The organism is Pseudomonas fluorescens (genome assembly GCF_003732425.1).
GTDB lineage: Bacteria > Pseudomonadota > Gammaproteobacteria > Pseudomonadales > Pseudomonadaceae > Aquipseudomonas > Aquipseudomonas fluorescens_BE.
In genome coordinates this window covers 697,336-721,983 of sequence record NZ_MOBX01000013.1, presented here as the reverse complement: position 1 = coordinate 721,983, position 24,648 = coordinate 697,336, and the positions used below count along the sequence as shown (strand labels likewise).

At 57.8% G+C, this 24,648-nt stretch carries 24 protein-coding genes and 1 riboswitch; of the genes, 13 read left to right on the top strand and 11 right to left on the bottom strand.

Going from position 1 to position 24,648, the window contains the following annotated elements; translation table 11 throughout:
* Window positions 1-6 precede the first annotated feature (6 nt).
* The 4 genes from BK670_RS13705 to BK670_RS13690 all read right to left on the bottom strand — a co-directional run bounded on the left by BK670_RS13705 (window position 7) and on the right by BK670_RS13690 (window position 4,458).
* Complete coding sequence (locus tag BK670_RS13705) at window positions 7-927, bottom strand: ABC transporter substrate-binding protein (protein ID WP_123450273.1); 921 nt, start codon at window positions 925-927, stop codon at window positions 7-9.
* A complete protein-coding gene (locus tag BK670_RS13700) occupies window positions 924-1,283 on the bottom strand; it encodes a (2Fe-2S) ferredoxin domain-containing protein (RefSeq protein WP_123450271.1) in 360 nt (119 codons plus the stop codon). Before BK670_RS13700 ends, BK670_RS13705 begins: the two co-directional genes overlap by 4 nt.
* Window positions 1,283-3,220, bottom strand: a complete 1,938-nt coding sequence (locus tag BK670_RS13695) for a TonB-dependent receptor plug domain-containing protein (RefSeq protein WP_123450269.1) — start codon at window positions 3,218-3,220, stop codon at window positions 1,283-1,285. Before BK670_RS13695 ends, BK670_RS13700 begins: the two co-directional genes overlap by 1 nt.
* A gap of 91 nt (window positions 3,221-3,311) precedes the next feature.
* A riboswitch (cobalamin riboswitch) is annotated at window positions 3,312-3,517 on the bottom strand.
* Between the two features lie 47 nt (window positions 3,518-3,564).
* Window positions 3,565-4,458, bottom strand: coding sequence for a LysR family transcriptional regulator (locus tag BK670_RS13690; protein ID WP_123450267.1), 894 nt, complete (start codon window positions 4,456-4,458; stop codon window positions 3,565-3,567).
* A 110-nt stretch (window positions 4,459-4,568) separates the two neighbouring features.
* On the opposite strand from BK670_RS13690, the gene BK670_RS13685 reads away from it, so the two are divergent.
* The 8 genes from BK670_RS13685 to BK670_RS13650 all read left to right on the top strand — a co-directional run bounded on the left by BK670_RS13685 (window position 4,569) and on the right by BK670_RS13650 (window position 13,528).
* Entirely contained in the window at window positions 4,569-5,576 is a 1,008-nt protein-coding gene (locus tag BK670_RS13685; RefSeq protein ID WP_123450265.1) for a zinc-binding alcohol dehydrogenase family protein, read from the top strand.
* 48 nt (window positions 5,577-5,624) lie between these two features.
* Complete coding sequence (locus tag BK670_RS13680) at window positions 5,625-6,797, top strand: L-dopachrome tautomerase-related protein (protein ID WP_123450263.1); 1,173 nt, start codon at window positions 5,625-5,627, stop codon at window positions 6,795-6,797.
* 54 nt (window positions 6,798-6,851) lie between these two features.
* A complete protein-coding gene (gene nfsB, locus BK670_RS13675) occupies window positions 6,852-7,505 on the top strand; it encodes an oxygen-insensitive NAD(P)H nitroreductase (RefSeq protein ID WP_095049900.1) in 654 nt (217 codons plus the stop codon).
* 27 nt (window positions 7,506-7,532) lie between these two features.
* Window positions 7,533-7,841: a putative quinol monooxygenase gene (locus BK670_RS13670; protein WP_095049901.1), complete on the top strand. Its 309-nt coding sequence runs from the start codon at window positions 7,533-7,535 to the stop codon at window positions 7,839-7,841.
* A gap of 36 nt (window positions 7,842-7,877) precedes the next feature.
* Entirely contained in the window at window positions 7,878-10,541 is a 2,664-nt protein-coding gene (gene mdeB / locus BK670_RS13665) for an alpha-ketoglutarate dehydrogenase (RefSeq protein WP_123450261.1), read from the top strand.
* 52 nt (window positions 10,542-10,593) lie between these two features.
* Complete coding sequence (locus BK670_RS13660) at window positions 10,594-11,718, top strand: L-dopachrome tautomerase-related protein (RefSeq protein ID WP_123450259.1); 1,125 nt, start codon at window positions 10,594-10,596, stop codon at window positions 11,716-11,718.
* Between the two features lie 189 nt (window positions 11,719-11,907).
* Window positions 11,908-13,035: a saccharopine dehydrogenase family protein gene (locus tag BK670_RS13655; RefSeq protein ID WP_123450257.1), complete on the top strand. Its 1,128-nt coding sequence runs from the start codon at window positions 11,908-11,910 to the stop codon at window positions 13,033-13,035.
* Between the two features lies 1 nt (window position 13,036).
* Window positions 13,037-13,528: a DUF2269 family protein gene (locus BK670_RS13650; RefSeq protein ID WP_123450255.1), complete on the top strand. Its 492-nt coding sequence runs from the start codon at window positions 13,037-13,039 to the stop codon at window positions 13,526-13,528.
* Here the strand turns inward: BK670_RS13650 and BK670_RS13645 are convergent.
* Together BK670_RS13645 and BK670_RS13640 are read right to left on the bottom strand one after the other, a co-directional pair.
* The gene (locus tag BK670_RS13645; protein WP_123450253.1) at window positions 13,512-13,979 is read right to left on the bottom strand and encodes a thiol-disulfide oxidoreductase DCC family protein; all 468 of its coding nucleotides are present in this window, start codon (window positions 13,977-13,979) and stop codon (window positions 13,512-13,514) included. The two genes, BK670_RS13650 and BK670_RS13645, sit on opposite strands and share 17 nt — an antisense overlap.
* Window positions 13,980-14,029: 50 nt before the next feature.
* Window positions 14,030-15,031 (bottom strand): acyltransferase family protein, encoded by a 1,002-nt coding sequence (locus BK670_RS13640; RefSeq protein WP_123450251.1) that lies wholly within the window; start codon window positions 15,029-15,031, stop codon window positions 14,030-14,032.
* Window positions 15,032-16,093: 1,062 nt separating this feature from the next.
* Between BK670_RS13640 and BK670_RS13635 the strand changes: the two genes are divergently transcribed.
* On the top strand, window positions 16,094-16,663 hold the full coding sequence (locus BK670_RS13635) for a thioesterase family protein (protein ID WP_123450249.1): 570 nt from the start codon (window positions 16,094-16,096) through the stop codon (window positions 16,661-16,663).
* Window positions 16,664-16,983: 320 nt separating this feature from the next.
* Here the strand turns inward: BK670_RS13635 and BK670_RS13625 are convergent, their stop codons facing one another.
* The 4 genes from BK670_RS13625 to BK670_RS13610 form a co-directional block, all read right to left on the bottom strand.
* Window positions 16,984-17,550, bottom strand: a complete 567-nt coding sequence (locus tag BK670_RS13625) for a flavodoxin family protein (RefSeq protein ID WP_123450246.1) — start codon at window positions 17,548-17,550, stop codon at window positions 16,984-16,986.
* Between the two features lie 373 nt (window positions 17,551-17,923).
* Entirely contained in the window at window positions 17,924-18,319 is a 396-nt protein-coding gene (locus tag BK670_RS13620) for a winged helix-turn-helix transcriptional regulator (RefSeq protein WP_123450244.1), read from the bottom strand.
* Between the two features lie 595 nt (window positions 18,320-18,914).
* Complete coding sequence (locus tag BK670_RS13615; protein ID WP_221178369.1) at window positions 18,915-19,439, bottom strand: antibiotic biosynthesis monooxygenase family protein; 525 nt, start codon at window positions 19,437-19,439, stop codon at window positions 18,915-18,917.
* Between the two features lie 607 nt (window positions 19,440-20,046).
* The gene (locus tag BK670_RS13610) at window positions 20,047-20,295 is read right to left on the bottom strand and encodes a DUF6555 family protein (RefSeq protein WP_123450240.1); all 249 of its coding nucleotides are present in this window, start codon (window positions 20,293-20,295) and stop codon (window positions 20,047-20,049) included.
* A gap of 194 nt (window positions 20,296-20,489) precedes the next feature.
* Between BK670_RS13610 and BK670_RS13605 the strand changes: the two genes are divergently transcribed.
* The gene (locus BK670_RS13605) at window positions 20,490-20,924 is read left to right on the top strand and encodes an HhH-GDP family DNA glycosylase (RefSeq protein WP_123450238.1); all 435 of its coding nucleotides are present in this window, start codon (window positions 20,490-20,492) and stop codon (window positions 20,922-20,924) included.
* A 43-nt stretch (window positions 20,925-20,967) separates the two neighbouring features.
* Here the strand turns inward: BK670_RS13605 and BK670_RS13600 are convergent, their stop codons facing one another.
* The gene (locus BK670_RS13600; protein WP_123450236.1) at window positions 20,968-21,444 is read right to left on the bottom strand and encodes a short chain dehydrogenase; all 477 of its coding nucleotides are present in this window, start codon (window positions 21,442-21,444) and stop codon (window positions 20,968-20,970) included.
* A 476-nt stretch (window positions 21,445-21,920) separates the two neighbouring features.
* On the opposite strand from BK670_RS13600, the gene gabP reads away from it, so the two are divergent.
* The 3 genes from gabP to BK670_RS13585 all read left to right on the top strand — a co-directional run bounded on the left by gabP (window position 21,921) and on the right by BK670_RS13585 (window position 24,502).
* Window positions 21,921-23,321 carry a GABA permease gene (gene gabP / locus BK670_RS13595; protein WP_123450235.1) on the top strand — a complete coding sequence of 467 codons (1,401 nt, stop codon included), beginning with the start codon at window positions 21,921-21,923 and terminating at the stop codon, window positions 23,319-23,321.
* Window positions 23,322-23,409: 88 nt separating this feature from the next.
* On the top strand, window positions 23,410-23,955 hold the full coding sequence (locus BK670_RS13590; protein WP_123450233.1) for a helix-turn-helix domain-containing protein: 546 nt from the start codon (window positions 23,410-23,412) through the stop codon (window positions 23,953-23,955).
* A 133-nt stretch (window positions 23,956-24,088) separates the two neighbouring features.
* Complete coding sequence (locus BK670_RS13585; protein WP_123450231.1) at window positions 24,089-24,502, top strand: PaaI family thioesterase; 414 nt, start codon at window positions 24,089-24,091, stop codon at window positions 24,500-24,502.
* The last annotated feature ends 146 nt before the right edge of the window (window positions 24,503-24,648 follow it).

Genomic DNA, 24,648 nt, shown 5'->3' with positions numbered 1-24,648 from the left:
GCGGGTTCATTTATTTTTGTTCAGGGCATTGAGCTGGCGGGCCAGTTCCAGAGCGACCCGACCGCTGTTGAAGGTCGGCAGCAGGTGCGTGAAGGGGATGTCGATCATTCGGTTTTCACGCACCGCGCGCAGTTGCGACAGTACCGGGTCGTGGCTCAGCAGATAGCGTTTGCGACTGGCAGGTGACCAGTCGGCGTCGGCCAGCAGGATCACGTCGGGGTTGCTGGCCAGCAGGATTTCGCTGTTGACGGTGACCCGATAAAGGTTGATATCGGCAAACACATTGCGCGCACCGGCAGCGGCCAACAGCTGGGTGACAAACCCGCGTTGACCTTCGCTGTCGAGGCCTTTTACTTCGCTGTCGAGATAGAACACTGACAGCGGCTTACCCGAACCGGCCAACGCTCGGGTGCTGGCGAGATCGGCGTCCATGGCCTCACTCAATTGCCGCGCCTTTGCCTGTTTGTGCAGCAGTTTGCCAAGCGTCAGCAAGTCATTGCGCACCTGCGCGAAGTAATCCAGCGAGTGCCCGTTGCAGGCTGATTCCAGCAGATAGGAAGCGACGCCATTGCGCGCCAGCCCCGAACGAGAGGTCACTCCGTCGCCGAACGCTGTGGCAAAACCACCGATCACCAGATCCGGTTGCTGTGCGTAAAGCACTTCGCTGGCCGGGTACTGGCGCGCGATCACCGGCACACCGAAATACTCGGATGGCTGCTGAGCGGCAGCGGTGTCATCCAGATAGGCCACGCCGACCAACGCTGGCCCGGCGCCCAGCGCCAGGATGATATCGGCCGCGTGCTGATTGAGCGCGACGATGCGCGAAGGCTGAGCTGCGGTCCATTCCTCGCCGCAATTGCGGTAACTGTCGGCGAGCGTCGGAGTCGCGCCGAGCAGGGCACTCAACAGCATCCATCCTCTGCTCATGTTCGCTCCTTGATCAGCAAATCGGCGACCACCTTACCGCCGACCAGATGCCCCTCGACCAAGCGCTGCACATCTTCCTTGCTGCGCACGCCATACCAGCAACGTTCCGGGTACACCGTCACAATCGGCCCCAGATTGCACGGGAACTGGCAGTGCGTGCGGGTCAGCAAGACCCCGCCCGGCGTCTCGATGTGATCGTGTGCCAGTAAATGCCGACGCAAGGTTTTCCATAACTGCAAGGCGCCGCGCTGGGTGCAGCGCGGGCCGGTGCAGAGCAACACATGGCGCGCATGCTCGGGCACCTGCGACCAGTCCGGGTGCGTGTCGACGCCGTCGACGGTTGTGATCTCATTCATCAGAAGCGGTACGTGTAGCGCATTTCGCAAGTGAACGGCCGGCCGAGGTTGTCGACGTTGTTCGAACGGCTGGTGACGTAATCACGGTCGAAGAGGTTTTCCACCAGCAGACTCACGCGGTGCTGGCGGGCGTTGTCGAGGTAGCGATATGCGTCGGCGTCGACCACGGAATAATTGCCGTACTCGACCTGCTTCGAACTCTTGATATCGCGGATATAACGGATCGCACCGCCGGCGCCCCACAGGCGGTTTTCCGATTCATAGCCAAGCCGCGAGCGGGCGAAGAAGCTCGGGATATCGTTGAGGGTCACACCGCTGCGCGATTCGGTGAGGTTGCGGGTCATGTCCGCTTGCAGGCTCCACTGATCGTTGAGCGCGAGTTTGGCGTCGGCCTCGACACCGCGCATGCGCACTTGGCCTTCACCGTTGACCCATTGAATGTCATCGAGGGTGATCAGGTCATCGATCTTGCGTTTGAACAGGGTCACGCTGGCGCTGAATTCGCGGTCGAGCAAAAAGCCTTTGTAGTCGACACCCAATTCCGCGTTGCGGCTTTTTTCCGGTTTCAGATTGCGATTGCCGATCTCGTCGCCCGGTTCATTGACGAACAATTGCTCGGCGTTAGGCAGTTTGTAGGCGCTGCCGTATTGGCCGCGCACCGCCCAATTGTCATTGAGGTCATACAGCGAAGTGAGCATACCGACTGTGGCGCCGTCGCCACCGCTCATGGCTTCGTGACGCACACCGATGCTCGGGTGCCAGTCGGGCAGGGCGTCGATCTGCGGGCGCAGTTGCGTGTAGAACGCGTGGGCTTCGGCCTTGTCGTTGTCGATGATCAGCACATCGTCCTGACCCTTGAACCATTGATTGTCGGTGCCGAACACCAGCACATGGCCGCCGGGCAATTCAGCCTTGCCTTCGGCCTGCACCCCCCAGTCGGTGAAGCCCCAATAGTCATTGAGATTAATGACCTTGGTGCCGCCGCCATTGACGTTGTTGACGCGGGTGTAGCGGGTGTCCCAGTCGTTGATATGGCCTTTGACGAAGTAGCTCAGCCGCTCGTTGACGGTCTGCTCGAAGGTCGCCGTGGCGATCTGCTGCACACGGTCGTTGGTGGTCTTGTGGTTGTCGACCGGGCGGGCGAAATCGAGGTTGGCGTCGGCGTATTGGTAAAACAGCTCCAGTCGCGAATCATCGTCGAACGACTGAATCGCCTTGCCGCCGAACGTGGTGACTTCGTAGGCTCGGTTCTTCCCTGAATCGTTTTTCATGTCGCGGTTGCGATACGGCTGGTAGCCGTCGGAGACGTTATGGCTGACGTACGCCAGCAAGCCGAGATCTCCGAAGCCGTTGGTGAAGATGTTTTCGACGCGGGCGTCTTCGGTGGTGCCGCCAAAGCTGTCGACGCCCAGATTCACCTCGCCGGCGGCTTTGCGCGACTGCGGGCTGCGGGTGACGATGTTGATCACGCCGGACACGGCCTGGGTGCCGAACAACAGGCTCTGGCCACCCTTGAGCACTTCGATGCGTTCGATGGCGTTGGCCGGCAGGGTGTCCAGATAGAGGCCGCCGTACAGGCGGTTGTTCAGGCGCACGCCGTCGAGCAGGATCAGCGTGTCGTCGTTGCGCCCGCCCAACAGCGAATAGGTGCCGTAGTCGAACGGGCCGTTTTTCGGCGCCACATACAGGCCAGGAATGAACATCTGCATGACCCGACTGACATCGGCGCTGGGGCCGGCGCGTTCTATTTGCTCGCGGGTGACGATTTCGACCTTGCTGCCGAATCTGGCCAGGTCGGCGACGGTGGTGGACTCCACCGACGGCGCGGAAACGATTTGCTGATTGAGTTGTAGTGGCGCGTTGTCGGCCAGCAGCACAGGGCTGAACAGGCAGCCGAACAGGAACGTTGGAGCCGAGGTGTAGAAAGGTCGAATCATTGTCTTCTCGAAAAGGATCTTCGCAGAAGAGCATGCAAGAGAAGGCATCGCGCACAGCCAATACCGGCCCATGCCCGCCCACCGCAGGATTTTGCCAAACACTTTCCAGGCCGGTCTCCGGGCTCGCGCGTATCGAGGCTTTCACCTTCCCATGGCCGTGTGGCCACAGTGGTGTATTGAAAGCATCACGCGCATACCGTTGCGGGGGCAGCACCGGACTTGTTCGAAAAGAACGTACCGGTTTCCCGTTTCACCCCATGCACGGCGGCATGGGACACCTGAAACTGGCCAGCATCTGAACATTCGACGAGCGGCTCGTCAATGTGGCAACCAACGGGTGGGGGCTATTGGATGCGTTCCAGAGCGACAAACTGGCCACTCAACCACGTATAAAGCTGAGACACCGCCGGGGTGATCTGCTTGCGATGCGGGCACACCAGACTCAACGGTGAGGCATTGCCGGGAAAATCCTTCAGCAGCACGACCAGTCGCCCTGCGATCACGTCTGCACTGACGTCTAGCCAGGATTTGTTGGCGATGCCTTCGCCGCTCAACGCCCAGCGGCGCACGATGTCGGCGTCGTCGCTGAACATCGGTCCGGACACCTGGATCGTTTCACTGCCAAGGCTCCACTTGTCGTAGATCCGGCCACCTTGCTGGTAGAGCAGGCAAGGGTGGTTGTGCAGATCGTCCGGCGTTTGCGGGTATCCGTGGCGCTCCACGTATTCCGGTGCGGCGACCAGCACCCGCCGGTTCCACGGTGCCAGCGGCAGCGCCACGTAGTTGGCATCTTCGTTCGAGCCGTATCGAATCGCCACGTCTACCGGGTCGCGAAACAAGTCGGCCATCTGGTCCGACAGGGAAAATCGCAAGGTCAGTTCCGGGTGCTGGCGGCGAAACAGCGTGAGCCACGGCAGCAAAATGTTGCGCCCCAGATCTGACGGCGCCGTCACTTGCAGCACGCCGCGCAACGTGGTGGTTTCACCGCGCAGGTTTTCTTTGCCTTGCTTGAGCGCCTCCAGCACCGAGTGGGCGGTGGGCAAGTATTGCTCGCCCTCGGCGGTTAATCGCAGGCTGCGGGTGGTGCGCGCAAACAGGCGCACGTCCAGCTCACGCTCCAGACGCTTGATCGCCGCGGCAACCTGACCGGGCAATAAATCCGCCTCAAGGGCGGCAGCGGTGAAGCTGCCCAGCGCGGCGCTGCGGGTGAACAAACCAAGATCATCAATGCGGATCATTTTCACTCCTGCAGTGAAAGTGTTGGCGCATTCTGCTGGTTTTTCTTTGTGCTTGGGAAGTCGAAGATGGCGGCAAGCGAGCACATCAGCTCTTCAGACAGCGAGTTTCCATGAAAGCCATCACCTTCACCCAACACGCCTTGCCCATTGAGGATCCGCAGTCGTTGCAGGACATCGACCTCCCGGTGCCGACTCCCGGCCCAAGGGATTTGCTCGTAGAAGTTCAAGCGGTGTCGGTCAATCCGGTCGATACCAAAGTGCGCGCAGGCACTTTCACCAAAGAACCGAAAATCCTTGGCTGGGATGCGGCCGGCATCGTCCGCGAGGTCGGCGCTGAAGTGACGCTGTTTCAGCCTGGCGACGAAGTGTTCTACGCCGGCTCCCTTGCCCGTACCGGCAGTTATAGCGAATTTCACCTGGTAGACGAGCGAATCGTCGGGCACAAACCGCGTTCGTTAACTGCAGCGGATGCGGCGGCATTGCCGTTGACGTCGATCACCGCCTGGGAACTGTTGTTCGACCGTCTCGGTGTCACCGAAGGTTCAGGGCAGGGCAAGTGCCTGTTGATCACGGGTGCAGCGGGCGGCGTCGGTTCGATGCTGGTGCAACTGGCCCGACAGTTGACGCGGCTTACCGTTATCGGCACCGCCTCGCGGCAGGAAACGGCTGACTGGGTCCGGCAGTTGGGTGCGCATCACGTCATCGATCACAGTCAGCCGCTGCTCGCACAGTTGCAGGCACTGGGCATCGACGAGGTCAGCCATGTCGCCAGCCTGACTCATACCGAGCAGCATTTTGCCCAACTGATCGAAGTGCTTCGACCACAAGGGCGTCTGGGCGTGATCGACGATCCTGAAAGCCTCGACGTGATGCCGCTAAAGCGCAAGTCGCTGTCGCTGCACTGGGAGCTGATGTTCACCCGTTCGCTGTACGAAACCCCGGACATGATTGAGCAGCATCACCTGCTCAATCGCGTCAGCGATCTGATTGACCAAGGCATTTTGCAAACGACGGTCGGTGAACATTTTGGCGCGATCAACGCGGCAAACATGCGCCGTGCCCATGCCTTGGTCGAGAGCGGCAAGGCGCGAGGCAAACTGGTTCTCGAAGGTTTCTGATTTCTCTCATTCAGACGGGCCTGCACGCGGGCCGGTCAGGAGCAGCTCATGCGTATGAAAAAGCTTTCTGCTGCATTGGCCATGGTTATGGCGGCGCCGTTCGCCCATGCAATCAGCGCCGTCGCGTTGCCGGCCAATGCCCCCGCCGACCGATCGTTCGGCAAGCTCGAACAGGTCCATGCGTTCTACGACGCGATGCCCACCGGCGTGACCGTCACCGAGACCGGGCGAATCTTCGTCAACTTCCCGCGTTGGGGCGACAACGTGCCGTTCACCGTGGGCGAGATCCGCGACGGCAAAGTCGTGGCTTACACGAACGCGGCGATCAACCAGGAAAACCTCAACGATCCCAGTGATGGTCTGATCAGCGTACAAAGCGTGGTGGCCGACGGGCAGGGCCGTGTCTGGTTGCTCGATACCGCCGCGCCGGGTTTCGCAGACCCAAAACCCAAAGGCGCGAAGCTGATCGCGGTGGATCTGGTCACCAACAAGATCGTCAAGCGTCTGGTGTTCCCGGACAACGTCATGTTGCCGAGCACCTACGTCAACGACATGCGTTTCGACTTTCGCACCGGCCCAGAGGGTACGGTCTATCTCACTGACTCGTCCCTGCGCGGACCGGGCGCGATCATCGTCATGGACATCGCCAGCGGCAGTGCAATGCGCCGTTTGAGCGGTGTGCCGGCGACCTCGGTTGACCCGACTTTTGTCCCGGTGGTTGAAGGCCTGCCACTCACCGTTGAAAGTCCGGACGGCAAGCGCAAACCGCTGGGCGTGGCCTCGGACGGCATCGCGCTGTCGGCGGACGGCAAGACCCTGTATTTCACACCGCTGTCGAGTCGGCACCTGTATTCGGTGTCCACCGCGTTGCTGCGTGATGCCAACTTCAGTGAACAGCAACTGACGGCCGCCGTGCAGGATCTGGGGGAGAAGGGCGCGTCCGATGGTCTGGAGGCTGACGCCGCCGGCGCCATCTATGCCGGTGATTATGAGCACAACTCGATCCGCAAACGCCTGCCGGACGGGCAATGGCAAACGCTGGTACACGACCCGCGTCTGCTCTGGCCAGACACATTGTCCATTGGCCCCGATGGCTATCTGTATTTCATCGCCAACCAGTTGCACCGCCAGGCGGCATTCCGTTCCGGGCAGGATCAGCGGCAAAAACCTTACAGCCTGATGCGTCTGAAGATCGACGCAGCGCCGGCGCCGACGCGCTGATTTCCAAGCGGCATTGAGTTTTACGTTTTCACTTTTCAGATCAGGAGTTCAATCATGGATCTCGTTTCTCTGGCCAAGCGCCGATTCACCACAAAAGTTTTCGATGCCGACCGCAAGATTCCCAGGCACACACTGGAGTTGCTGCTGGAACAACTGCGCAACAGCCCGTCGTCGGTCAACTCCCAGCCTTGGCATTTCGTGGTTGCCGAGAGTGATCAGAGCCGGGCGCGAATCGCCCACAGTACTCAGGGACCGTTCAGCTTCAACCAGCCGAAAATACTCAACGCGTCGCACGTCATCGTCTTTTGCACTCGCACGCATCTGCCGGAGGAATACCTGCAGGCGTTGCTGGCTCAGGAAGCCATGGACGGGCGTTTTCACAATGCCGAGGCGCGAGCAGGGCAGGAGCGTGGACGGCGTGGTTTTGTCGATCTGCATCGTTTCGATCAGAAAGACCTGCAGCACTGGATGGAAAAGCAGACCTACCTCGCGCTGGGCACATTGCTGCTGGGTGCCGCCTCGCTGGGTATCGACGCGACGCCGATGGAAGGTTTCGACAGCAAAGTCCTCGACAGTGAACTGGGCCTGCGCGAACAGGGGTTCACCAGTCTGGTCGTGGTGAGCCTCGGCTATCACAGCAGCGAAGACTTCAACGCAGGCCTGCCCAAGTCCCGCTTGCCGTCCCAGTCGCTGTTTACCTTTCTCTGAATGCAACCGGTCCCTGGAGTATTGAAGATGAGCCAGTCCACAGAAACATTGATCTCGATTGCCGTGCTCAAGGCCAGGTCAGGCCAGGAGCAGGCCTTGAAAGAAGGCTTGCTGGCGCTGGTCGAGCCGACACGCGCAGAGCCGGGCAATCTCGACTATGTGCTGTTTGAACTGCGCGACCAGCGCGGCACGTTCTACATGCGCGAGGCCTTCAAGGATCAGGCGGCACTGGATGCGCATTTCGCCATGCCTTACTTCAAGCGCTTTGCCGCCGCGGCGGATGACCTGCTGGAGGAGCCGCTGCAACTGATATTTCTTGAGCACGTCTCGAACTGATCCAGTCGTCCACTCAACCTGTCAGGGTGTTCTGCCATGAAAGATACCGCGCAACGGCCAACCCACGGAACGCCGGTTTACGAAGACATCGATGCCATTGAAACCAATGAGTGGCTGGAAGCACTGGCCGGTGTCGCGAAAGTCGGCGGCAGACCGCGCGTGCGGTTCTTGCTGCTGCGACTGGCCGAGCAGGCCAGCCGTCTCGGCGTGCAAACGACGGCGAGTGCGTATTCGCTGTACCAGAACACCATCGCGCTCGAACAGCAGCCGGTTTATCCCGGTGATCTGGTGATGGAGGAGCGCATCACTTCGATCATTCGCTGGAACGCCCTGGCCATGGTGGCGAAGGCGAACAAGGCCTATGGCGAATTGGGTGGTCATATCGCCAGTTATGCCTCGGCGGCGGAAATTTTCGAGGTCGGCTTCAATCACTTTTTCCGTGCGGACAGCGAAGCCGGACGGGGTGATCTGGTTTACTTCCAGGCGCACTCTGCCCCCGGGGTGTACGCGCGAGCCTTTCTTGAAGGGCGTTTGCAGGCCTCGCAACTGGAGCGTTACCGGCAAGAAGTGAAGGGCGGCGGATTGTGTTCCTATCCGCATCCCTGGTTGATGCCCGACTTCTGGCAGTTTCCCACGGGCTCAATGGGTATTGGCCCGATCAATGCGATTTACCAGGCACGGTTCCTGCGGTATTTGCAGCATCGTGGGATTGCCTCGACGGAGGGGCGGCATGTCTGGGGCGTTTTCGGTGATGGCGAGATGGACGAGCCGGAGTCCATCGCGGCGCTTTCGTTGGCAGCGCGGGAGAATCTTGACAACATCACCTTCGTGATCAACTGCAATCTGCAGCGTCTCGACGGCCCCGTACGTGGCAACGGGCAAATCGTTCAGGAACTGGAGTCACTGTTCAGCGGCGCCGGCTGGAATGTGATCAAGGTGTTGTGGGGTTCGGACTGGGACCCGTTGTTTGCCCGTGATGACGGCAATGCACTGTTGCGCCACTTCGCCGGGATGGTGGATGGCGAGTACCAGAATCTGGGGGCCAATGACGGTGCGTATAACCGCAGCCATTTCTTCGACCAGGACCCGCAGTTGCAGGCGTTGGTTGCAGACATGAGCCCGGAGCAGATCGATGCGTTGCGCCGGGGCGGTCACGACTTTCGTAAGTTGCATGCCGCATTCGAGGCCGCGCGCAAGCACAAGGGCAGGCCGACCGTGGTGCTCGCCAAAACCAAAAAAGGTTTCGGCATGGGCCAGATCGGCGAGTCGCGCAACACCTCGCACCAGCAGAAAAAACTCGATATCGAGGTGCTCAAGGCCTTCCGTGATCGTTTCGCCTTGCCGCTGGATGATGAGGCCGTGGCACAAATGCGCTTCTACAAACCGGCCGACGACAGCGCCGAGTTGCGATACCTGCATCAGCAGCGCCGGGCACTTGGCGGTTACTTGCCCAAGCGCAACGGTGTGGCGGCACCAATAGCAGTGCCACCGCTCGACAGCTATGGCAGTTTTGCGCTGAAGGCCGATGAGCGTGAAAACTCGACGACGATGGCGGTGGTGCGACTGTTCACCCATCTGATCAAGGACAAACAATTGGGGCCACGCATTGTGCCGATTGTTGCTGATGAAGCGCGCACATTCGGCATGGCGAATCTGTTCCGGCAGATCGGGATTTATTCATCTGTCGGCCAGTTGTACGAGCCAGAAGATGCCGGCGCGCTGCTCTATTACAAGGAATCGACCGACGGGCAACTGCTCGAAGAAGGCATCACCGAAGCCGGTGCGATTTCTTCCTGGATCGCTGCGGCCACGTCCTACAGCGTCAATGGCGAGCCGATGCTGCCGTTCTACATCTACTACTCGATGTTCGGTTTTCAGCGCATTGGCGATCTGATCTGGGCAGCGGCCGACCAGCGCGCCAGAGGCTTTTTGATCGGCGCCACATCGGGGCGCACAACGCTGGCCGGTGAAGGACTGCAGCATCAGGACGGCTCCAGTCAGTTGATGGCGGCCACTGTGCCCAACTGCCGCGCCTACGACCCGGCATTTGCCAGCGAGGCGGCGGTCATCATCGACCATGGCACCCGGCGCATGCTTGAGCAGCAAGAGGATGAGTTCTATTACCTGACGGTAACCAACGAGAACTACGTTCAGGCCTCACTTGAACCAGACGAACACGCGGACGTGATTCGCGGCATGCGCCTCTATGCCCGCTATGGCGAGGAGGTACCGGCAGTTCGTTTACTGGGCTCGGGAGCGATTCTGCGTGAGGTGATTGCCGCCGCGCACATGCTGGATCAAGAGTGGCAAGTCAGCAGCGAAGTGTGGAGCGTGACCAGCTTCTCCGAACTCGCCCGTGATGCCCGCGAGGTGCAGCGTCAGCAAGTGTTCGGCGGCGATGTCGAGTGCCAGAGTCACCTGCTGCATTGTCTGCCCGGCAACGCTCCAGTCGTGGCGGCCAGTGATTACGTGCGCGCCTATGCACAATTGGTGGCGCCGTATTTACAGGCGCCGTGCATCTGCCTGGGCACCGACGGATTTGGACGCAGCGACACACGCTCGGCGTTGCGCAGCTTCTTTGAAGTGGATCGCTATCACATCGTTTTGGCGGCGCTTGCTTCGGTCGATCCGCAGGTACATGCCCAGGCTCGGGCGAAATACGGCATCGACGCCGATGCCGAAGCCCCCTGGAACTGCTGAGCCTTCACGTCGTGTGTTGCTTCTTTCATCAACCAACATCAGAGGCAGATCCATGTCGTTCGGTACTTTTTTCGAATTCGGCGTCACGCCTGTAAAAGTCGCACGCGCCCCGTTATGTGGGCTGTTGCTCGCAGCCGTGCTGGCCGGGTGTGCAAGCCAGTCCCCACAGCCTCCGCTGCTTGAGGTTGCGTTGCAAAGCAAAGAACAGATCTGGAATGCAGTGGCTCGTTTCGACGGTCAGACGTATGTTGCCGGTCCTCGCTGGACAGGCGGCAGTGGTTCGCAACTCAGCGTTTTCGATGCTCAGGGCCAGCGCTCGGCCTTCCCGGACCCGAGCTGGAATGCCTGGCGGCCGGGGCAGGATCCGCGCAACGCGTTTGTGAATATCAATGCCATGCGCCTTGAAAAGTCCGTGTTGTGGGTCGTGGACACCGGGGCGGCGGACTTTGGCGGAAATCCGGTACCCGGTGGCGCCAAACTTGTCGCGATAGATTTGGTTGAAAAGCGTGTGCTGCAAAGTTATCCGTTTTCTGCTGAAGTCGCCCGTCCTGGCAGTTACATCGATGACGTTCGTTTTGCGGGCCAGCATGCCTTTCTGACTGACGCCGGTAACGCGGGCATTATCGTCCTTGATCTCGTCAGCGGCGACGCCAGACGGGTGCTGGACGGGCACCGTTCGGTGACGGCCGGCCATGAGCGCAACATTGTGCTCGGCGGCCAAACGCTCAAGGCGCCGGACGGGACTGCGCTTCGTGTCAATGCCGATCCACTGGAGGTCAGTCCGAACGGCGAATGGCTGTATTTCGGGCCGCTGCCAGGCCCATGGTCCAAGGTTCGCATCGCTGATCTGACCGCTTCGGCACTGACGCCTGCGCAACTCGCCAGTCGCGTTGAACCCTTTGCTGACCTGCCACCCACCGGGGGCACCGTGATGGACGCCAGTGGCAATCTGTACTTCTCCGATCTGGCTCAAGACGCCATACGGGTTCGCCGGCCTGATGGGCATATCGAGACGTTGATCGTCGACCCACGCCTGCATTGGGTCGATGCGCCGTTTCTTGATCGCGACGGCTCACTCTGGCTGCCTGCTGCGCAAATGGATCGCGTCGGTCTGTTCAATGACGGCACGACGCGGGTGCAATGGCCGATGACGGTGTTCCGTTTGTCCAAACGGTAGGGTGGCAGGAAACCGTCCACCACTGGAGCAGGGTCACCGCTGCGCACGCTGCTCGCGCAACAACTCAGCAATGCCTTACGCACCCGGCATTACCGCAAATGGGTGGCGAGCAACTGATTGAATGGCTTGCCGACGTTCGGCCCTATATCCTTCCCGCCTGTTTGATGGGATGACTTAGGGAAGAATTGCATGCCGTTCAGGGTGATGGTGGTCGGTGGTTACGGAAACTTCGGCAGCATCGTGTGCCGGCATCTGGCGCTGATGCCGGACATCGGACTGGTGCTGTCGGGCCGTGATCCACTCAAGTTGCAGCGCAAACTCGATGAGTTGAACAACCAATCAGGTAAGGTCTGCGAAGGCTGGTGCGGCGACGCCATGGGCGCGGAGTTCGAAGCCGCATTGCGTGCGCTGAACATTCAGTTGGTCGTCCACACCGGCGGGCCGTTTCAGGGGCAATCCTATGCCGTTGCGCAGAGTTGCATCGACGCTGGAGTGAATTACTGCGATCTGGCGGACTGCCGCACCTTCGTTAACGGCATCGACGTGCTCGATGCCCGGGCGAAACAAGCGGGCGTGGCGATCCTCAGTGGTTGCAGCTCGGTGCCGACGCTGTCTTCAGCGATCATCGATGAGCAGCGCCAGCGCTTTTCGCGCATCGACTCGATCGAGCATGGCATTTCTTCCTCGGCGAAAATGCCGGGCCTGTCGACCATCGAAGGTGTCCTTGCTTACGCCGGCAAACCGATCAAGCAACTCAAGAACGGCAAGGTGCATGAAGTCTCGGGCTGGCTGGACCTGACCTTGCGCAAAATGCCGCAGATGGGCACCCGGCTGCTGGCCAACGTTGATGTCCCGGACATGGATATTTTTGCCAATCGTTATGGCGCGCAGACCTTGAGCTTCAAGGCCGGTGCCGGTCTTAAACTCGGCGGCATCGCCAACGGTCTGCTGGCTCAGGCGCTGAAAATCAGGCTGGTTCGCGACCATGCCTTGTGGGCCGGCAGACTGCATCGCCTCGGCACGCGTTTCGAGCGTTTCGGCGATGGAAAAAGTGCGATGTACATCGACGTAGAGGGCCTTGGTGTTGACGGCAAAGCGCTGTCGATGACCGCGCAACTCACCGCCCTGAACGACAAAGGCCCGGAGATCCCCAGCTGCGCCGCCGTGGCCCTGGCCACGAAAATGGCGCAGGGCTACGTGCCATCCGCCGGCGCCCGACCGTGCGTGGGCGAAATCAGCGTCGCCGAGTACATGGCCGCGATCAACGACCCGGCCAACCTGAGCCTGGCCGTGCAGTTCTCGGACGGGCAGCGCTGACATGCTCTACCTGTGCCTGAAATACCTGCACATCATCGCCGCGATCTTCCTGTTCGGCTTCGGCATGGGCTCCTACCTCTACCTGATCGCCGCCAGCCGCACCGGCAATCCGCAAGTGATTGCCCACGTCGCGCGCATGGTCGTGCGCTTCGACACGTGGATCACCACACCGGCCGGGTTCGTGCAGATCATCACGGGCTATCTGTTGATGCGGCTTTCGGGCTTGTCGATGAGCACCGAGTGGGTGCTGACCTCGCTGATCATTTTCTTCTGCGTCGGCTCGCTGTGGTTGCCGGTGTTGCTCTTGCAGAAGCGCCTGCATGTGATGGCGTCGAGTGCGGGCGAGGCGGGGGGCAGCCTTGATGGGCAATACCAAAGTGTGTACCGCCAATGGTTCTGGATGGGCGTGCTCGGGTTCGCCGGGATGTTTGTCATCGTACTGATGATGGTGACGAAGATGACGCCGCTGCAGTTGTTCAGCTTGTTGACGTAGATGCCGTTGCTTTCAGGAAACGCTGTTGATGATCCGGGGTTGGCAGCAGGCAGGTGTCGTACTTGCCGAACAGTCGGTAGCGGTTAAGCGCGATGCGGTCGTAGGCCCAATCGCGCAGGCCGCGAGGGAAGATGCGCAGCAGACGCAATGGCTGCCAGCGGGCGGGTAGTTGGCTGATGACTTCGAAGAACGCGTCTGAACGTTCCCAGTAGTGGCGGTCGCGAATGACGGCCATGGTGTCGAACTGATCCACCGGCAACCCGGCCCACGCCAGAAGTGCCTGACCCTCAGGGGATTGCACGGCGGCCAGCCGTACGTGTTGTTGGTGGTCATGGCGAATCAAAAAGCGCGCCCAGCCGTTGCAGAGCCTGCACACGCCATCGAACAGCACCACGGATTCGCCGGGTTTCAGCAGCGGGGCGGGGGTTGGGCGAGCTTTTGAGGTGGGCATTGGGCGCGTTCTGGAGAGGCTGGAATGTTCCGATGATAGCCTCATCGCCGTCAAACCGCTGGTTCAATACCTCGCACGTCCTCGACTCGCTTCCTCACACCACTGCGCAGCGCATGCCGAAGCTTCAACGCCGGCCGCTCGACGCAATAATACGAAACACCGCTCAGCAAGAACGACAGCGCCAACACCGCGACCATCCTGAGCCAATCGAATGAAGTGATCGGCCAAAGACCGTGCAGGAAGTAAATCACCACGAAGTGATTGAGGAACACGCCGTAGCTGATATTCCCCAGAAACTCGTCAATCCGGTGAAACTTGAGTTTCGTCAGCCAGTGCACGGCCGGGATCCCCAGTGCGACGCCAGCGGCGACTTCGGCGTTGAACGGTCGGCGTTCGATCCATCCCGCCATGATCGCAACAAAGATCAATCCCGTTACGACGGAGGTGCCCGCGGCGATCGCTAAACCCTTCGCCTGTGGCTTGTAGAGGTAGCTGCCGCACAGGAATATGAACAGGACACCTGGCAACAAGCGGTAGCCGTAAAAGTCGGTGTTGATGATTCCAAGGCATGCAGGGATGAAGATCGCAACGGACAAGGCAAAGGCAACGCCCCGTGCCCTGTAGATGATCAGAAACGGGATTACCAGGTAGAAGCACATTTCCAGTCCGAGCGACCAGGCCGGTGGCAACGTCCACGATCCGGTCGCGCCGAACATATAGAAACCGAGGGGCACAATGGCCAGGCTCGCGGCGATGTTTTTGAAGGTCAGTTCGGCCCATTGCGGCGTGCCGGGCAGCAGGAAATAGATCACCGTACAAACGACGACAAAGTAGAGCAGAAATTGCGGGTAAAGGCGCAAGGCCCGATCCACGTAGAACAGACCGATTTTCTCGGGCGCCTTATAGTTGCGTTCGATCAGTGAGGTCATCACAAAACCACTGATGATCAGGAAGGAAATCACGGCAACTACACCGGGGTTGAGTCCCATGAACGTCTTGCCCATATGCGAAACAGCGACCAGAACAGCCAACAGCAGACGATAGACTCCCACTTGTATCCCCAAACGACCTTGTAGTTATGGCGGGTAAATTACGATGGTTTGTGGGTGGATAACAGGCTTTTCTCTGCGCTCGGGGTTAAAGGATTTCAGCGGCCGATCACCTCAGGAGGCGAGGCCAGTCGCCATCGACCTTGCTTGGATCAGCTAGCAGTAGACGAATGCAAACCATCCCTTCTGAAAGCAGCGCCGCTGGAGCAACTGGTTGATGGGTTTTATTGCGATCTTTGCGGGGTGGGCTTTGTAACCAGCGAGATTGTACAAGGTGTCGACTGATCATCGATCCAGAGACGATGACAGAGGCTGTCTGGTTGAAACGGTTACTGCTTTGTTGATGGCGAATTTTCGGGATTGCGGGTGTGTTGTCGTTTGCCGCACGGACGGAGGGTATGCCGGGATGAAGATGGAGCGGAGGGAGCAGGAATCGATGGCGACGGTTGCTGCGATTGCTGAGGGCGCAATCGCCTTGCTCGTTTTAGGAACTTGCATATTTTTGGACAATCAGCCAAAGGTCTTACGTCTAGCCTTTAATTAGGTCATTTTTTTTTGGATCCAACCGCTATATACTCGCCTCACCGTGACCATGTGGAGCTTTTCGGTCTATAAGCTGACCTGTCGGTCATGGTGCTGGTGCGGCATGCTCAAGTGCCGATATGGAGATGTAAACATTGCAAAGGACTTCTATGAATATCTTTACCTTCATTCCGGTGAAGTTAACTCTTCCGCTATCTCGCTCGGACAGAAGCTTGTTGACCGACGAGGACATTCAACTTCTGCACGATGGTGCTGTTGTAGAACACACGACCCAGCAGTTCCACTGACTGAGTCGGACACTGAAGAGTGCGCGTTACTTATCGTCCCAGCCAAAGGCCATGACCCATCGAACCTGACCCAAATTGTCCGCAGAAAGATCAGTGACGAACTGGGAATCCAAATAACCACTATCGATATCATTGCGGCGAGTCAGCTGTTCAAGACGACCAGTGGAAAAATCGACCGAGCCAAAATCAGATCTCTTTACAACAACCTCTCACGATCCGCCGAGGCCGTTACCCAATGAACCTGTTTTTCAGATTATTTGTCATGTCGTTGGTAGGTTTTATCAAGAGATGGCGCAAGCCTGCCCATTTCAGGAGCGCGACGGCGATTGGATTCACCGCCACACCGCTTGATATCGATTTGAACATGCACATCAATAACGGTCGTTTTCTATCGCTCGCTGATTTGGGCAGGCTGCATTTCCTGTGGTCTGTCGGCACGCTTGGGGGGATTCTGAAAAACGGCTGGATGCCTCTGGTAGGCAATGTTGATATTGAATACAAAAAGTCTATTAAGCTGTTTCAGCGGTTTGAAATTAAAACCGAACTGCTTTACTGGGATGAAAAATGGTTTTACTTCCAGCATGTTTTCACGGTTGGGTCGAAAGTGTCGGCAGTGGCCAACGTCAAGGCACTCTTGGTAGACCGTTCACGCAAAGTCGTAGAGCCTGCCCGAATATTCGCTTTGATTGGTGAATCCCCTGAACTCCCGGAAGTGCCGGAATCCATTGCTGATTGGGTGGTACGTCCACGCGCACAAGCACAAACGGCTGCACTCTGCCATTCAAGAAGTTCTCAGACTCACTGAGCGGATAGCATCCGCTGGCAACAGCCCTGCGGATAGGCCTTACTCCGCGGGCTGGCGCTCTCTCGAGCGATGGGCTTGGTCCACTGTGGTGATCGACAAGCCTCTGCTTTCTTCAAGTGCGCGAACATCCAGTATGAAGCTTCTTTCGATTAAATTCGCATCTTACTGCAGCGTGTTCCGCATTCCTGCGAGACCTACTGCGATGACTCGCATCGACTCCATAGGGCTCGCTACCGAGCCCATGGACATGCATGCCGGCACTACGTTCCCTAGTCGTGACACCGGCCCAATCCGCAGATCGAGCCAGAGTTACGTTGGCTTTAGGCAAGCTTTGCAGCTACCTCGGCAACGCGCTTTCCTAGCAATTTCGCAGTCTCCAGGTCGCCAGAGCGCGGAGCTTCCTCTGGAGAAGCGTCCGAAGGAGAAACTGCCAGAGCACCCGCAAATCCGGCAGTCCAGTTGATGTCATCAGGACCATGTGCCTTGGTGTTTGCGGGCATGAGACCTGTGCCTACCCAAATCTGGCCGTGCTGTTGAGAAAGTGTCCAAAAGTATTGAATCGTCGAATACTTATCACCGTTCACAGAAGCTGAGTTAGTGAAGCCCGCTGCCACTTTGTTTTTCCAGGCTTGACCAAACCAAGGTTTTGATGATGTGTCCGCAAATTTTTTGAACTGCCACGCAGGGCCGCCCATGTATGTAGGGCTGCCGTAGATGAGAGCGTCAGCGCTGCTGATTTCTTCCCACGCGCTCTCCGGGAGGTTGCCCTCGGAGTCGATTGCGTAGATTTTGGCATCGGCAACCGACGCGGCGCCCGCCAGTACGGCTTCTGCTTGTTTGGCGGTATGGCCATAACCGCTAAAATATACGATGGCAACTGTTGTCATATCGGGTTTCCTTGAGAGCGTTACTGATTAAGGTTTGATAGCGCTACAGTAGTTTTCTGACTCATCATGTATCTGCGGGGAACTATAATTGCCGAATGTAAATACGGGAAGATGGTTTCTTGTTCGTAATCTGGTTACCGCGAGGAAACCAGATCGAGCGCGTTACGGTTTAAGGTACTCCGGCGGTGAGAAATTTTTCTCCCGATTTAATAGTGAGTAAGTATTTGCTTTTTGCGAAAAATACTCCGCAACCAGTTACCTTTCTTGAACGCTTTCATGAAAGCCACGAAGTTGGAGCTGAACTCGGAGAATAGTTGCAGACCCTTTGCTCATTCGCCATGGTGGTAAAAAGCAAAGAGTGGTTTTGGCTAAATTATTTTTTCAGTTGTTGTTCTAGGTTGGAAATGTTCTGGTCGTAGGCTTTTTGAGCGGTCAAGACTGCCGTGGCATTTTCTTCAGCCCAGTTAAGTGTAGTTATGACTGCTTGGGAAAGTGTTATGCCAAGCGGCGTCAGAGAATATTCGACGGTGATTGGCACTGTCGGATATGCCTGCCTGTGAACCAAGCCATCTCGCTCCAGGCGCTTCAGCGTCTGGGAGAGAACCTTTTGCGAAAGCCCTTCGATCTGCTTTAACAGCGCGTTGAAGCGCCACGTTTTTTCATGCAAAAGGCCCAGTATCAGGATCGTCCACTTGTCAGCAATTCGCTGGAGGATGGCCCGGGTTGGGCATTCGGAAACATATGGATTCCAAGGTGATTGAGTGTTCATAGACGAAGGTCTCGGAGTGAGATACAGGCAGTGGCCATTCAAGCATCTGCCTACGATAGCCGATTTCGGGTTTTGGTCGTATTTTTTGGATGCCAGGTATCTTTATTACACCAATAGGTGCTGAAGCACCTGGAACTGCCCATCGCTGCGGGTAGCGTCCGGTATTGGGCAGGGTGGAGTTACATGGACTTGTTTACTAGATGCGGGCTTCTGGTGATGGCGTTTTTGCTGATCAAAGGCCTCTAAAGGGCGCAATATTTTAATTTACGGATTAGCAAGCGTTCACCACCTCCGTCCGATACGACCGAAAACCATGATTTTCGTCTTGCTACGATCAGAGATCCAAGAACTGCTTCGGGGAGCTTTTCCTTGCTCTACCTGAAAAAGCTAAAGGCCAAGATCTCTGTCCGCGCAGAGGCAAGTAAGATTCTGGTATGCACATCATTGTTCTGGCTCCGGTAATTTGCTGAGGCGCACCATTGGACCGCCACCGCGCAGACATCGGCAGACGCGGCAGCGACATAGGTCCAGGGGCGCTTCACTCCGGGAATGAGCACTTGCACCGGCGTTTCATCGGAGTGCACCAGGCTGTGTCTTAAGGCGCCATGTACCGCTTCATGCTCATGCTGCTCGGGTCGATACTCGACATCCATGCCTTGGCTGCTGGTGCCTGTTCAAATGATTTCATTGAAGCATCCGCGTCCTTGGTAGATTTCCAGTGAACGATCACAACCCACTGGCCGTTTTGGCCAGAAGCCGACTCTCTGGACAAAAAGCCGGGCTGCTTGGAAACGTGTTGAACCTCGACCTGCTTATCAATTGCGGAAAACTCTTTAGGACTGACTCCAGGCTTAAGCGTTGCAGTGACTACCTCTATGACCGGCGACGCTTCCTCCGCTTGCGCTGCAGCTGCGATGCTGGCCAAGGCCATGAAAGCCGAAAAGAAGAGTGTTTTTCTCATTTTGGTTTCCTTCATTATGGAATTACGGTAGCCAACAAGCAGGCAGCTGTAGTCGTTCGCACGCTTTCGCTGGCAGGATGCGGGTTGGCCAATTATCCAGCTGGTTTCTTTCAAAAAATAATGTGAACTCATCGAGCGCAGGAATAGTAACTCGCTCATGGGGAATATAGTTGCTCGGACAGAAGTCGGGAAGTAGTTACCCTGAGGTAAGTGGGCTGGGGGGCTTCTTGACGGCCTTAAATCATATGGAACGTTATAGCCAGCCGAGATCTGTATGCGTCCATGTCATACATCTCGTCGCAACGTTGTTGACCGCCAGGTTGGTGCCCACGCTGATCTTTCCGTGATTACTGGTGGATGGCATGCCCTCGTTCACCCGGCAGACGCAGCACCGCCGACCTGCCGCTCATTCAGGTCGACGGTGATGCACATTCACTCAACTGTTGAAACGTAAAACCGTTTTGGTGCGCGTGAACTACTCACCGAATTATTCCGAGAGCAACCTCCAGAAAGATCTAGCCCCCGAGACTTCACATTTTCTATCGCTTCGAGAAGCTGGCCGTCGAAGTACTCGGAGCCATCACTTTCCCGCACTTCGATGCGGTGTTTTGCCTCGATCAACAGGTGTTCGGGTGCGATATTCTGATTCAAAAAGTAGCGACCATCAGATCGTTCAAATGCACTAGCGGTGTATCCCATAACTCCCAATGGCAACTGGCGCGGTGGTCACGGCGGATCAGCGTGTTACCGATCTGTTTGAGCATGACTAAGCCTCCGTCCAGGCCACCGTTGCCGTTTCACGCCATTTCACCTCGGTGATGCCAAATCGCTCGGCCTGGGGTTTGGAGATGACTTTCAACGGTGGTTTGCCGGGTTTGGGAATCGGCGCAATGCCGGCGTCGCAACTCGCCCAATGCCATGCGTCGGCATTGCGCATGCTTTTGGCGCGAATGACGAACGATTTTGGCTGGCCGTGAAGTTTGTACTCGATGACGAAGATGTCGACGTTACTCATGCGTTCCTCCTTACGCTCATACGCAAATGAGTTTTGCCGACGAAAAAAATTCAAAGGTTTTTCGGGGTTTGTTTCAGGCCGCTGACAATTGTTTTGCTTTGAACGGTTGGAACCTGCGGAGGCCTAAAGATCAAGTGTTTGCCATGCAGACTGAACACGAAAAATCCCCACGATTTCAAATCCGGAGGTACCCGGTGAACAAGACGATCAGCGCCAGGGATTTGAACATTCAGCTCAAGCACAACGATGACGGCGGCCTGTTCAAATGGTTGCTTGCCAGTTTTCTGATGGGGAAGCGGATACAGGCCGAAATCGCCGCCGAAGCCTATCGGGTGATTGCCGATAAACACGGGCGTGATACACCGCGCAAACTGGCTGCGTGCAGCCATCGTGAACTGGTCGCGATGCTCGGGGAGGCGCATTACGTGCGCTACGACGAGACCACCGCCGTGCGGCTGCACGCATTGGCACGCAAGCTTAACGACGAGTACGCGGGCAAGGTCAGCCATATGGTCGAGGCTAGCGCTGATCGCCCGGCGTTTGAGAAGCGACTGGCGCAATTCGACGGCATCGGCCCGAAGACCGTGGAAATTTTCATGCGCGAAGCCAGCGCTGTGATCAGCCTTTGATCGCGGGCCGTGAAAAACCGTCACCACCCGCGCCGTGCAAAGGCTACCTGACTCGACCACCAGAACGATTGATTGCCAGCAGGCACAGCCCGACCAGCAATGCCGCGCCGGCAACCAATAGCGCCGAAGGTTGCATCGGTTGGCGCAAGCCTGCTGCTGTGTGCCGCTGCGATATCGCCCGTGGTCGGGTTTCAACGGTCACTTCGTCAAACGTGCGCAATGGCGTAACGGCTTCTGCCTGAAACGGCATTTCGTCGATGCTCAGACGCAACCCATCCCACAGTTCCAGTGTCCGCGCGGTGATCGTGCCAACTATTCTGCCCGGATAAACCGGTTCACCATTGGGATCAAGTTGGTCATACAGGAAATTCTGTCCTTCGAGCCAGCCGACAGCCGTCTGCAATTCGGGGCCCAGGTAATACTTGCCGTCGAGGAAAAATCCAGGAAATTGCGGCGCGCGCTCGACGCTTTCAATGCGATAACGCTCACCCGGTTTCATACCGGTTTCAGGGGCAATCATGGTGAATCCCTCCTCGGTTGGTTTTGCGATAGAGAACGCAGATCCGGCAGGGTTCCATGCAATGGAGGAAAGGTAGGTGGCGATGTGTAGCGCCTGGCAACGGCGCCGGGGCTCAAGCGCTTGTTCGGGAAAATTCTTTCACCGAAGGTGGATGCGATTGAGTTGCCGAGTTATGAGGAGCTGTAGCAGACATAGCTTGGAATGTGCCTTCAGTGACCCGTTGGTTTCCACTGCGAACGAAAGGTTCTCGCATGTCGATATCAGACATAACCATGGCGCAATCAGGCTACTGAATCATCTGACAGGCCGGGTAAGGTGACGCGTCTTCACTTCAAAATAATCCCATCCAGATCATGGGGTTGATAAGAACTGCGGCAGTTGAACGGGCTTCTTTCGGGAGGCTCAGCAGGCAACGATCGTGCTCGTTTGCCCAGTCAACTCGCTTAAATGTCGTTCAGCAGAGAATAAAAAAACCGATGATCAGCCCGAACTCAATGGATTCGAGTAGCCAGTTGGCGCAGGGCTTCAAGCCTCGTCACGTCACCATGCTGTCCATCGCCGGGATTATTGGCGCCGGATTGTTCGTCGGCTCAGGGCACGCCATTGCGGCGGCGGGGCCGGCGGTTCTGCTGGCTTATCTGTTCTCGGGTTTGCTCGTCGTGCTGGTCATGCGCATGCTCGGTGAAATGGCGGTGGCCAATCCCGACACTGGTTCGTTCTCCACCTATGCCGACCAGGCCATTGGGCGTTGGGCCGGTTTCACCATCGGCTGGCTGTATTGGTGGTTCTGGGTGCTGGTGATCCCTATCGAAGCGCTGGCCGCCGGGCATGTGCTGAACCAGTGGTTCCCGCAGGTCGATGCCTGGCTGTTCGCGTTGGGCTCGATCATTGCGCTGGTGGTGACCAACCTGTTCAGCGTGTCCAAGTACGGCGAATTCGAGTTCTGGTTCGCCATGGCCAAGGTCGTGGCGATCATTGGGTTTATCGGCGTCGGTTTTGCCGTGTTGATGGGCTGGATTCCCGACAGGGAAGTCAGCGGGTTGAGCGGGCTGATGGCCGAGCACGGCGGGTTTGCGCCCAACGGTTTGTCAGCGGTGGTCGGCGCGTTTATCACCATTATGTTCAGTTTCATCGGGACTGAAGCGGTGACGATCGCGGCCGCCGAATCGAACGATCCGTCGCGAAACATTGCCAAGGCCACGCGCTCGGTGATCTGGCGTATCGGCGTGTTTTACCTGCTGTCGATTTTCGTGGTGATCTCTGTGGTGCCCTGGAATGATCCGTTGCTGGCCTCGGTCGGTTCTTATCAGCGCGCTCTGGAAATCATGAACATTCCCCATGCCAAGTTCATGGTCGACGTCGTCGTCCTGATTGCCGTGGCCAGTTGCATGAACTCCTCGATCTACATTGCCTCGCGGATGTTGTACTCGCTGGGCCGGCGTGGCGATGCGCCGAAAGTCCTGAAGGCGACCTCCTCGGAAGGCGTGCCCCGCGCCGCGGTTATTGCCAGCACCGTGCTCGGCGCGTCGATTACCGTGTGGAGCTACTTCATGCCCGCCGGGCTGTTTGAATTTCTGCTGGCCAGCTCCGGGGCGATTGCCTTGCTGGTGTACCTCGCCATCGCGGTATCGCAGCTGCGCATGCGGCGGATATTGCAACAGCGCAAGGTCGAGCTGACCTTTCGCATGTGGCTGTTTCCCTGGCTGACGTGGCTGGTGATCGTGTTCATCTGCGCAGCGCTGGCGGTGATGATGATCACCCCGCAGCACCGCACCGAAGTCACGACAACCATTGGCCTGGCACTGGCGATTTCCTTTATCGGCCTGGTGACGTCGCGTCATCCTGCACCGACGGCGAGGGTCACCTCGGTGGGGTAGGCGTTTGCGCCGAACCTGATACTCCCTCCGCGAAGGCCGAAGGGAATGACAGACGCCTGCGTCTCAGACCGATTCTTATGAGGACATGATGTCATCCATCTCCTCCATGGCCGGCGGTGCGACCCAATCCGTCGGATTTCTGCTGTTGGACAAATTCACCCTCATGTCGCTGGCGTCCGCCGTGGAGCCATTGCGCATGGCCAATCAACTGACGGGGCGAACGCTGTATCGCTGGCATACCTTTAGCCCCAATGGCGCGGCGGTCTGGGCCAGTGACGGTGCGCCGATTACGCCGGATGGATCGTGGAGCAATCCCTTGGTGGCGGACACGGTCATCTACTACTTGCGGTTGCGGCTGATTCGCGCGCGGCAACTGCTTAAGCAAACCTCCTTGTCGATCGTTGAGCTGGCGTATGTCTGTGGCTTCGTTTCCACGCCGCATTTTTCCAAGTGCTATCGCGAGCATTTTGGCGTGCCGCCGAGTGACGAGCGATCCGGTTCTGAAATGAGCCGCAAACCGATAGCGCAACCGTCTGCAATCAAACCGCTGACAACGCTCGATCAGGCGCGCAACGAATCGACGTTTGCCAGCGTGCGAATGATGGAGCGTGGCGATCTGGCTTCAACGGGCTGAACGCTCAGGCAGCGTCGACGGTTGATCACCGGAGATTCTGCATACGTATAGTTCTTGCTCCATGACGCAATTGCCCATAAACCCTCCCATTAAGGTCAATGAAGCCGGTGAGTCACCGGCATCAGGAGGGATCATGAACGCCACGCCAATTCCCCAAGGTTTCACCCCGTTTACCCGCAGCAGCCCGTTGCTCGATTTGCTGGGGCCGATCTACGCGCGGGGCAGCGGGCTGCAATTGCAATTGGGTTTATTGACCGACTCCCGCCATGCCAATGGCCGTGGCACCCTGCATGGCGGGGTATTGGCGACATTGGCCGATGTGGGGATGGGGTACGCCATGGCATTTTCCAGCGACCCTCCGCAGCCATTGATCACGGCGAGCATGACCCTGGATTATCTCGGCGCCGTGCACATGAACGAGTGGCTGGAAGTGCGTTTGGAGCACTCGAAAAAGGGAAGGCAGTTGGCGTTTGCTGCTGTCAGTTTGCATGTTGGGGAGCGAACGGTGGCGCGGGCCAGTGCAGTGTTTGCGGTGCCGATGGGTTGAAAATGTGTGTCCATCAAGCGGTGGGTAATCGATGGACTGCGTCTTGGGGAATAGCGGGTAAATGTTTCCATGTCTTGGATGATCGCTTCTGGCCGATATCCGCTCACGAACGACTGCTATCGGCCAGAAGCAGACGGTCGTGATCT

Bases quoted from the DNA above. Each gene is read 5' to 3' on its own strand.
- BK670_RS13670 (WP_095049901.1), top strand. From the start codon at position 7,533: ATGAGCCAGTCCACAGAAACATTGATCTCGATTGCCGTGCTCAAGGCC.
- BK670_RS13585 (WP_123450231.1), top strand. From the start codon at position 24,089: ATGAACGCCACGCCAATTCCCCAAGGTTTCACCCCGTTTACCCGCAGC.
- gabP (WP_123450235.1), top strand. From the start codon at position 21,921: ATGATCAGCCCGAACTCAATGGATTCGAGTAGCCAGTTGGCGCAGGGC.
- BK670_RS13590 (WP_123450233.1), top strand. From the start codon at position 23,410: ATGTCATCCATCTCCTCCATGGCCGGCGGTGCGACCCAATCCGTCGGA.
- BK670_RS13700 (WP_123450271.1), bottom strand. From the start codon at position 1,283: ATGAATGAGATCACAACCGTCGACGGCGTCGACACGCACCCGGACTGG.
- BK670_RS13705 (WP_123450273.1), bottom strand. From the start codon at position 927: ATGAGCAGAGGATGGATGCTGTTGAGTGCCCTGCTCGGCGCGACTCCG.
- BK670_RS13685 (WP_123450265.1), top strand. From the start codon at position 4,569: ATGAAAGCCATCACCTTCACCCAACACGCCTTGCCCATTGAGGATCCG.
- BK670_RS13620 (WP_123450244.1), bottom strand. From the start codon at position 18,319: ATGAACACTCAATCACCTTGGAATCCATATGTTTCCGAATGCCCAACC.
- BK670_RS13610 (WP_123450240.1), bottom strand. From the start codon at position 20,295: ATGAGTAACGTCGACATCTTCGTCATCGAGTACAAACTTCACGGCCAG.
- BK670_RS13635 (WP_123450249.1), top strand. From the start codon at position 16,094: ATGAACCTGTTTTTCAGATTATTTGTCATGTCGTTGGTAGGTTTTATC.
- mdeB (WP_123450261.1), top strand. From the start codon at position 7,878: ATGAAAGATACCGCGCAACGGCCAACCCACGGAACGCCGGTTTACGAA.
- BK670_RS13660 (WP_123450259.1), top strand. From the start codon at position 10,594: ATGTCGTTCGGTACTTTTTTCGAATTCGGCGTCACGCCTGTAAAAGTC.
- BK670_RS13695 (WP_123450269.1), bottom strand. From the start codon at position 3,220: ATGATTCGACCTTTCTACACCTCGGCTCCAACGTTCCTGTTCGGCTGC.
- BK670_RS13680 (WP_123450263.1), top strand. From the start codon at position 5,625: ATGCGTATGAAAAAGCTTTCTGCTGCATTGGCCATGGTTATGGCGGCG.
- BK670_RS13625 (WP_123450246.1), bottom strand. From the start codon at position 17,550: ATGACAACAGTTGCCATCGTATATTTTAGCGGTTATGGCCATACCGCC.
- BK670_RS13645 (WP_123450253.1), bottom strand. From the start codon at position 13,979: ATGCCCACCTCAAAAGCTCGCCCAACCCCCGCCCCGCTGCTGAAACCC.
- BK670_RS13600 (WP_123450236.1), bottom strand. From the start codon at position 21,444: ATGATTGCCCCTGAAACCGGTATGAAACCGGGTGAGCGTTATCGCATT.
- nfsB (WP_095049900.1), top strand. From the start codon at position 6,852: ATGGATCTCGTTTCTCTGGCCAAGCGCCGATTCACCACAAAAGTTTTC.
- BK670_RS13650 (WP_123450255.1), top strand. From the start codon at position 13,037: ATGCTCTACCTGTGCCTGAAATACCTGCACATCATCGCCGCGATCTTC.
- BK670_RS13655 (WP_123450257.1), top strand. From the start codon at position 11,908: ATGCCGTTCAGGGTGATGGTGGTCGGTGGTTACGGAAACTTCGGCAGC.
- BK670_RS13690 (WP_123450267.1), bottom strand. From the start codon at position 4,458: ATGATCCGCATTGATGATCTTGGTTTGTTCACCCGCAGCGCCGCGCTG.
- BK670_RS13615 (WP_221178369.1), bottom strand. From the start codon at position 19,439: ATGAGCGAGTTACTATTCCTGCGCTCGATGAGTTCACATTATTTTTTG.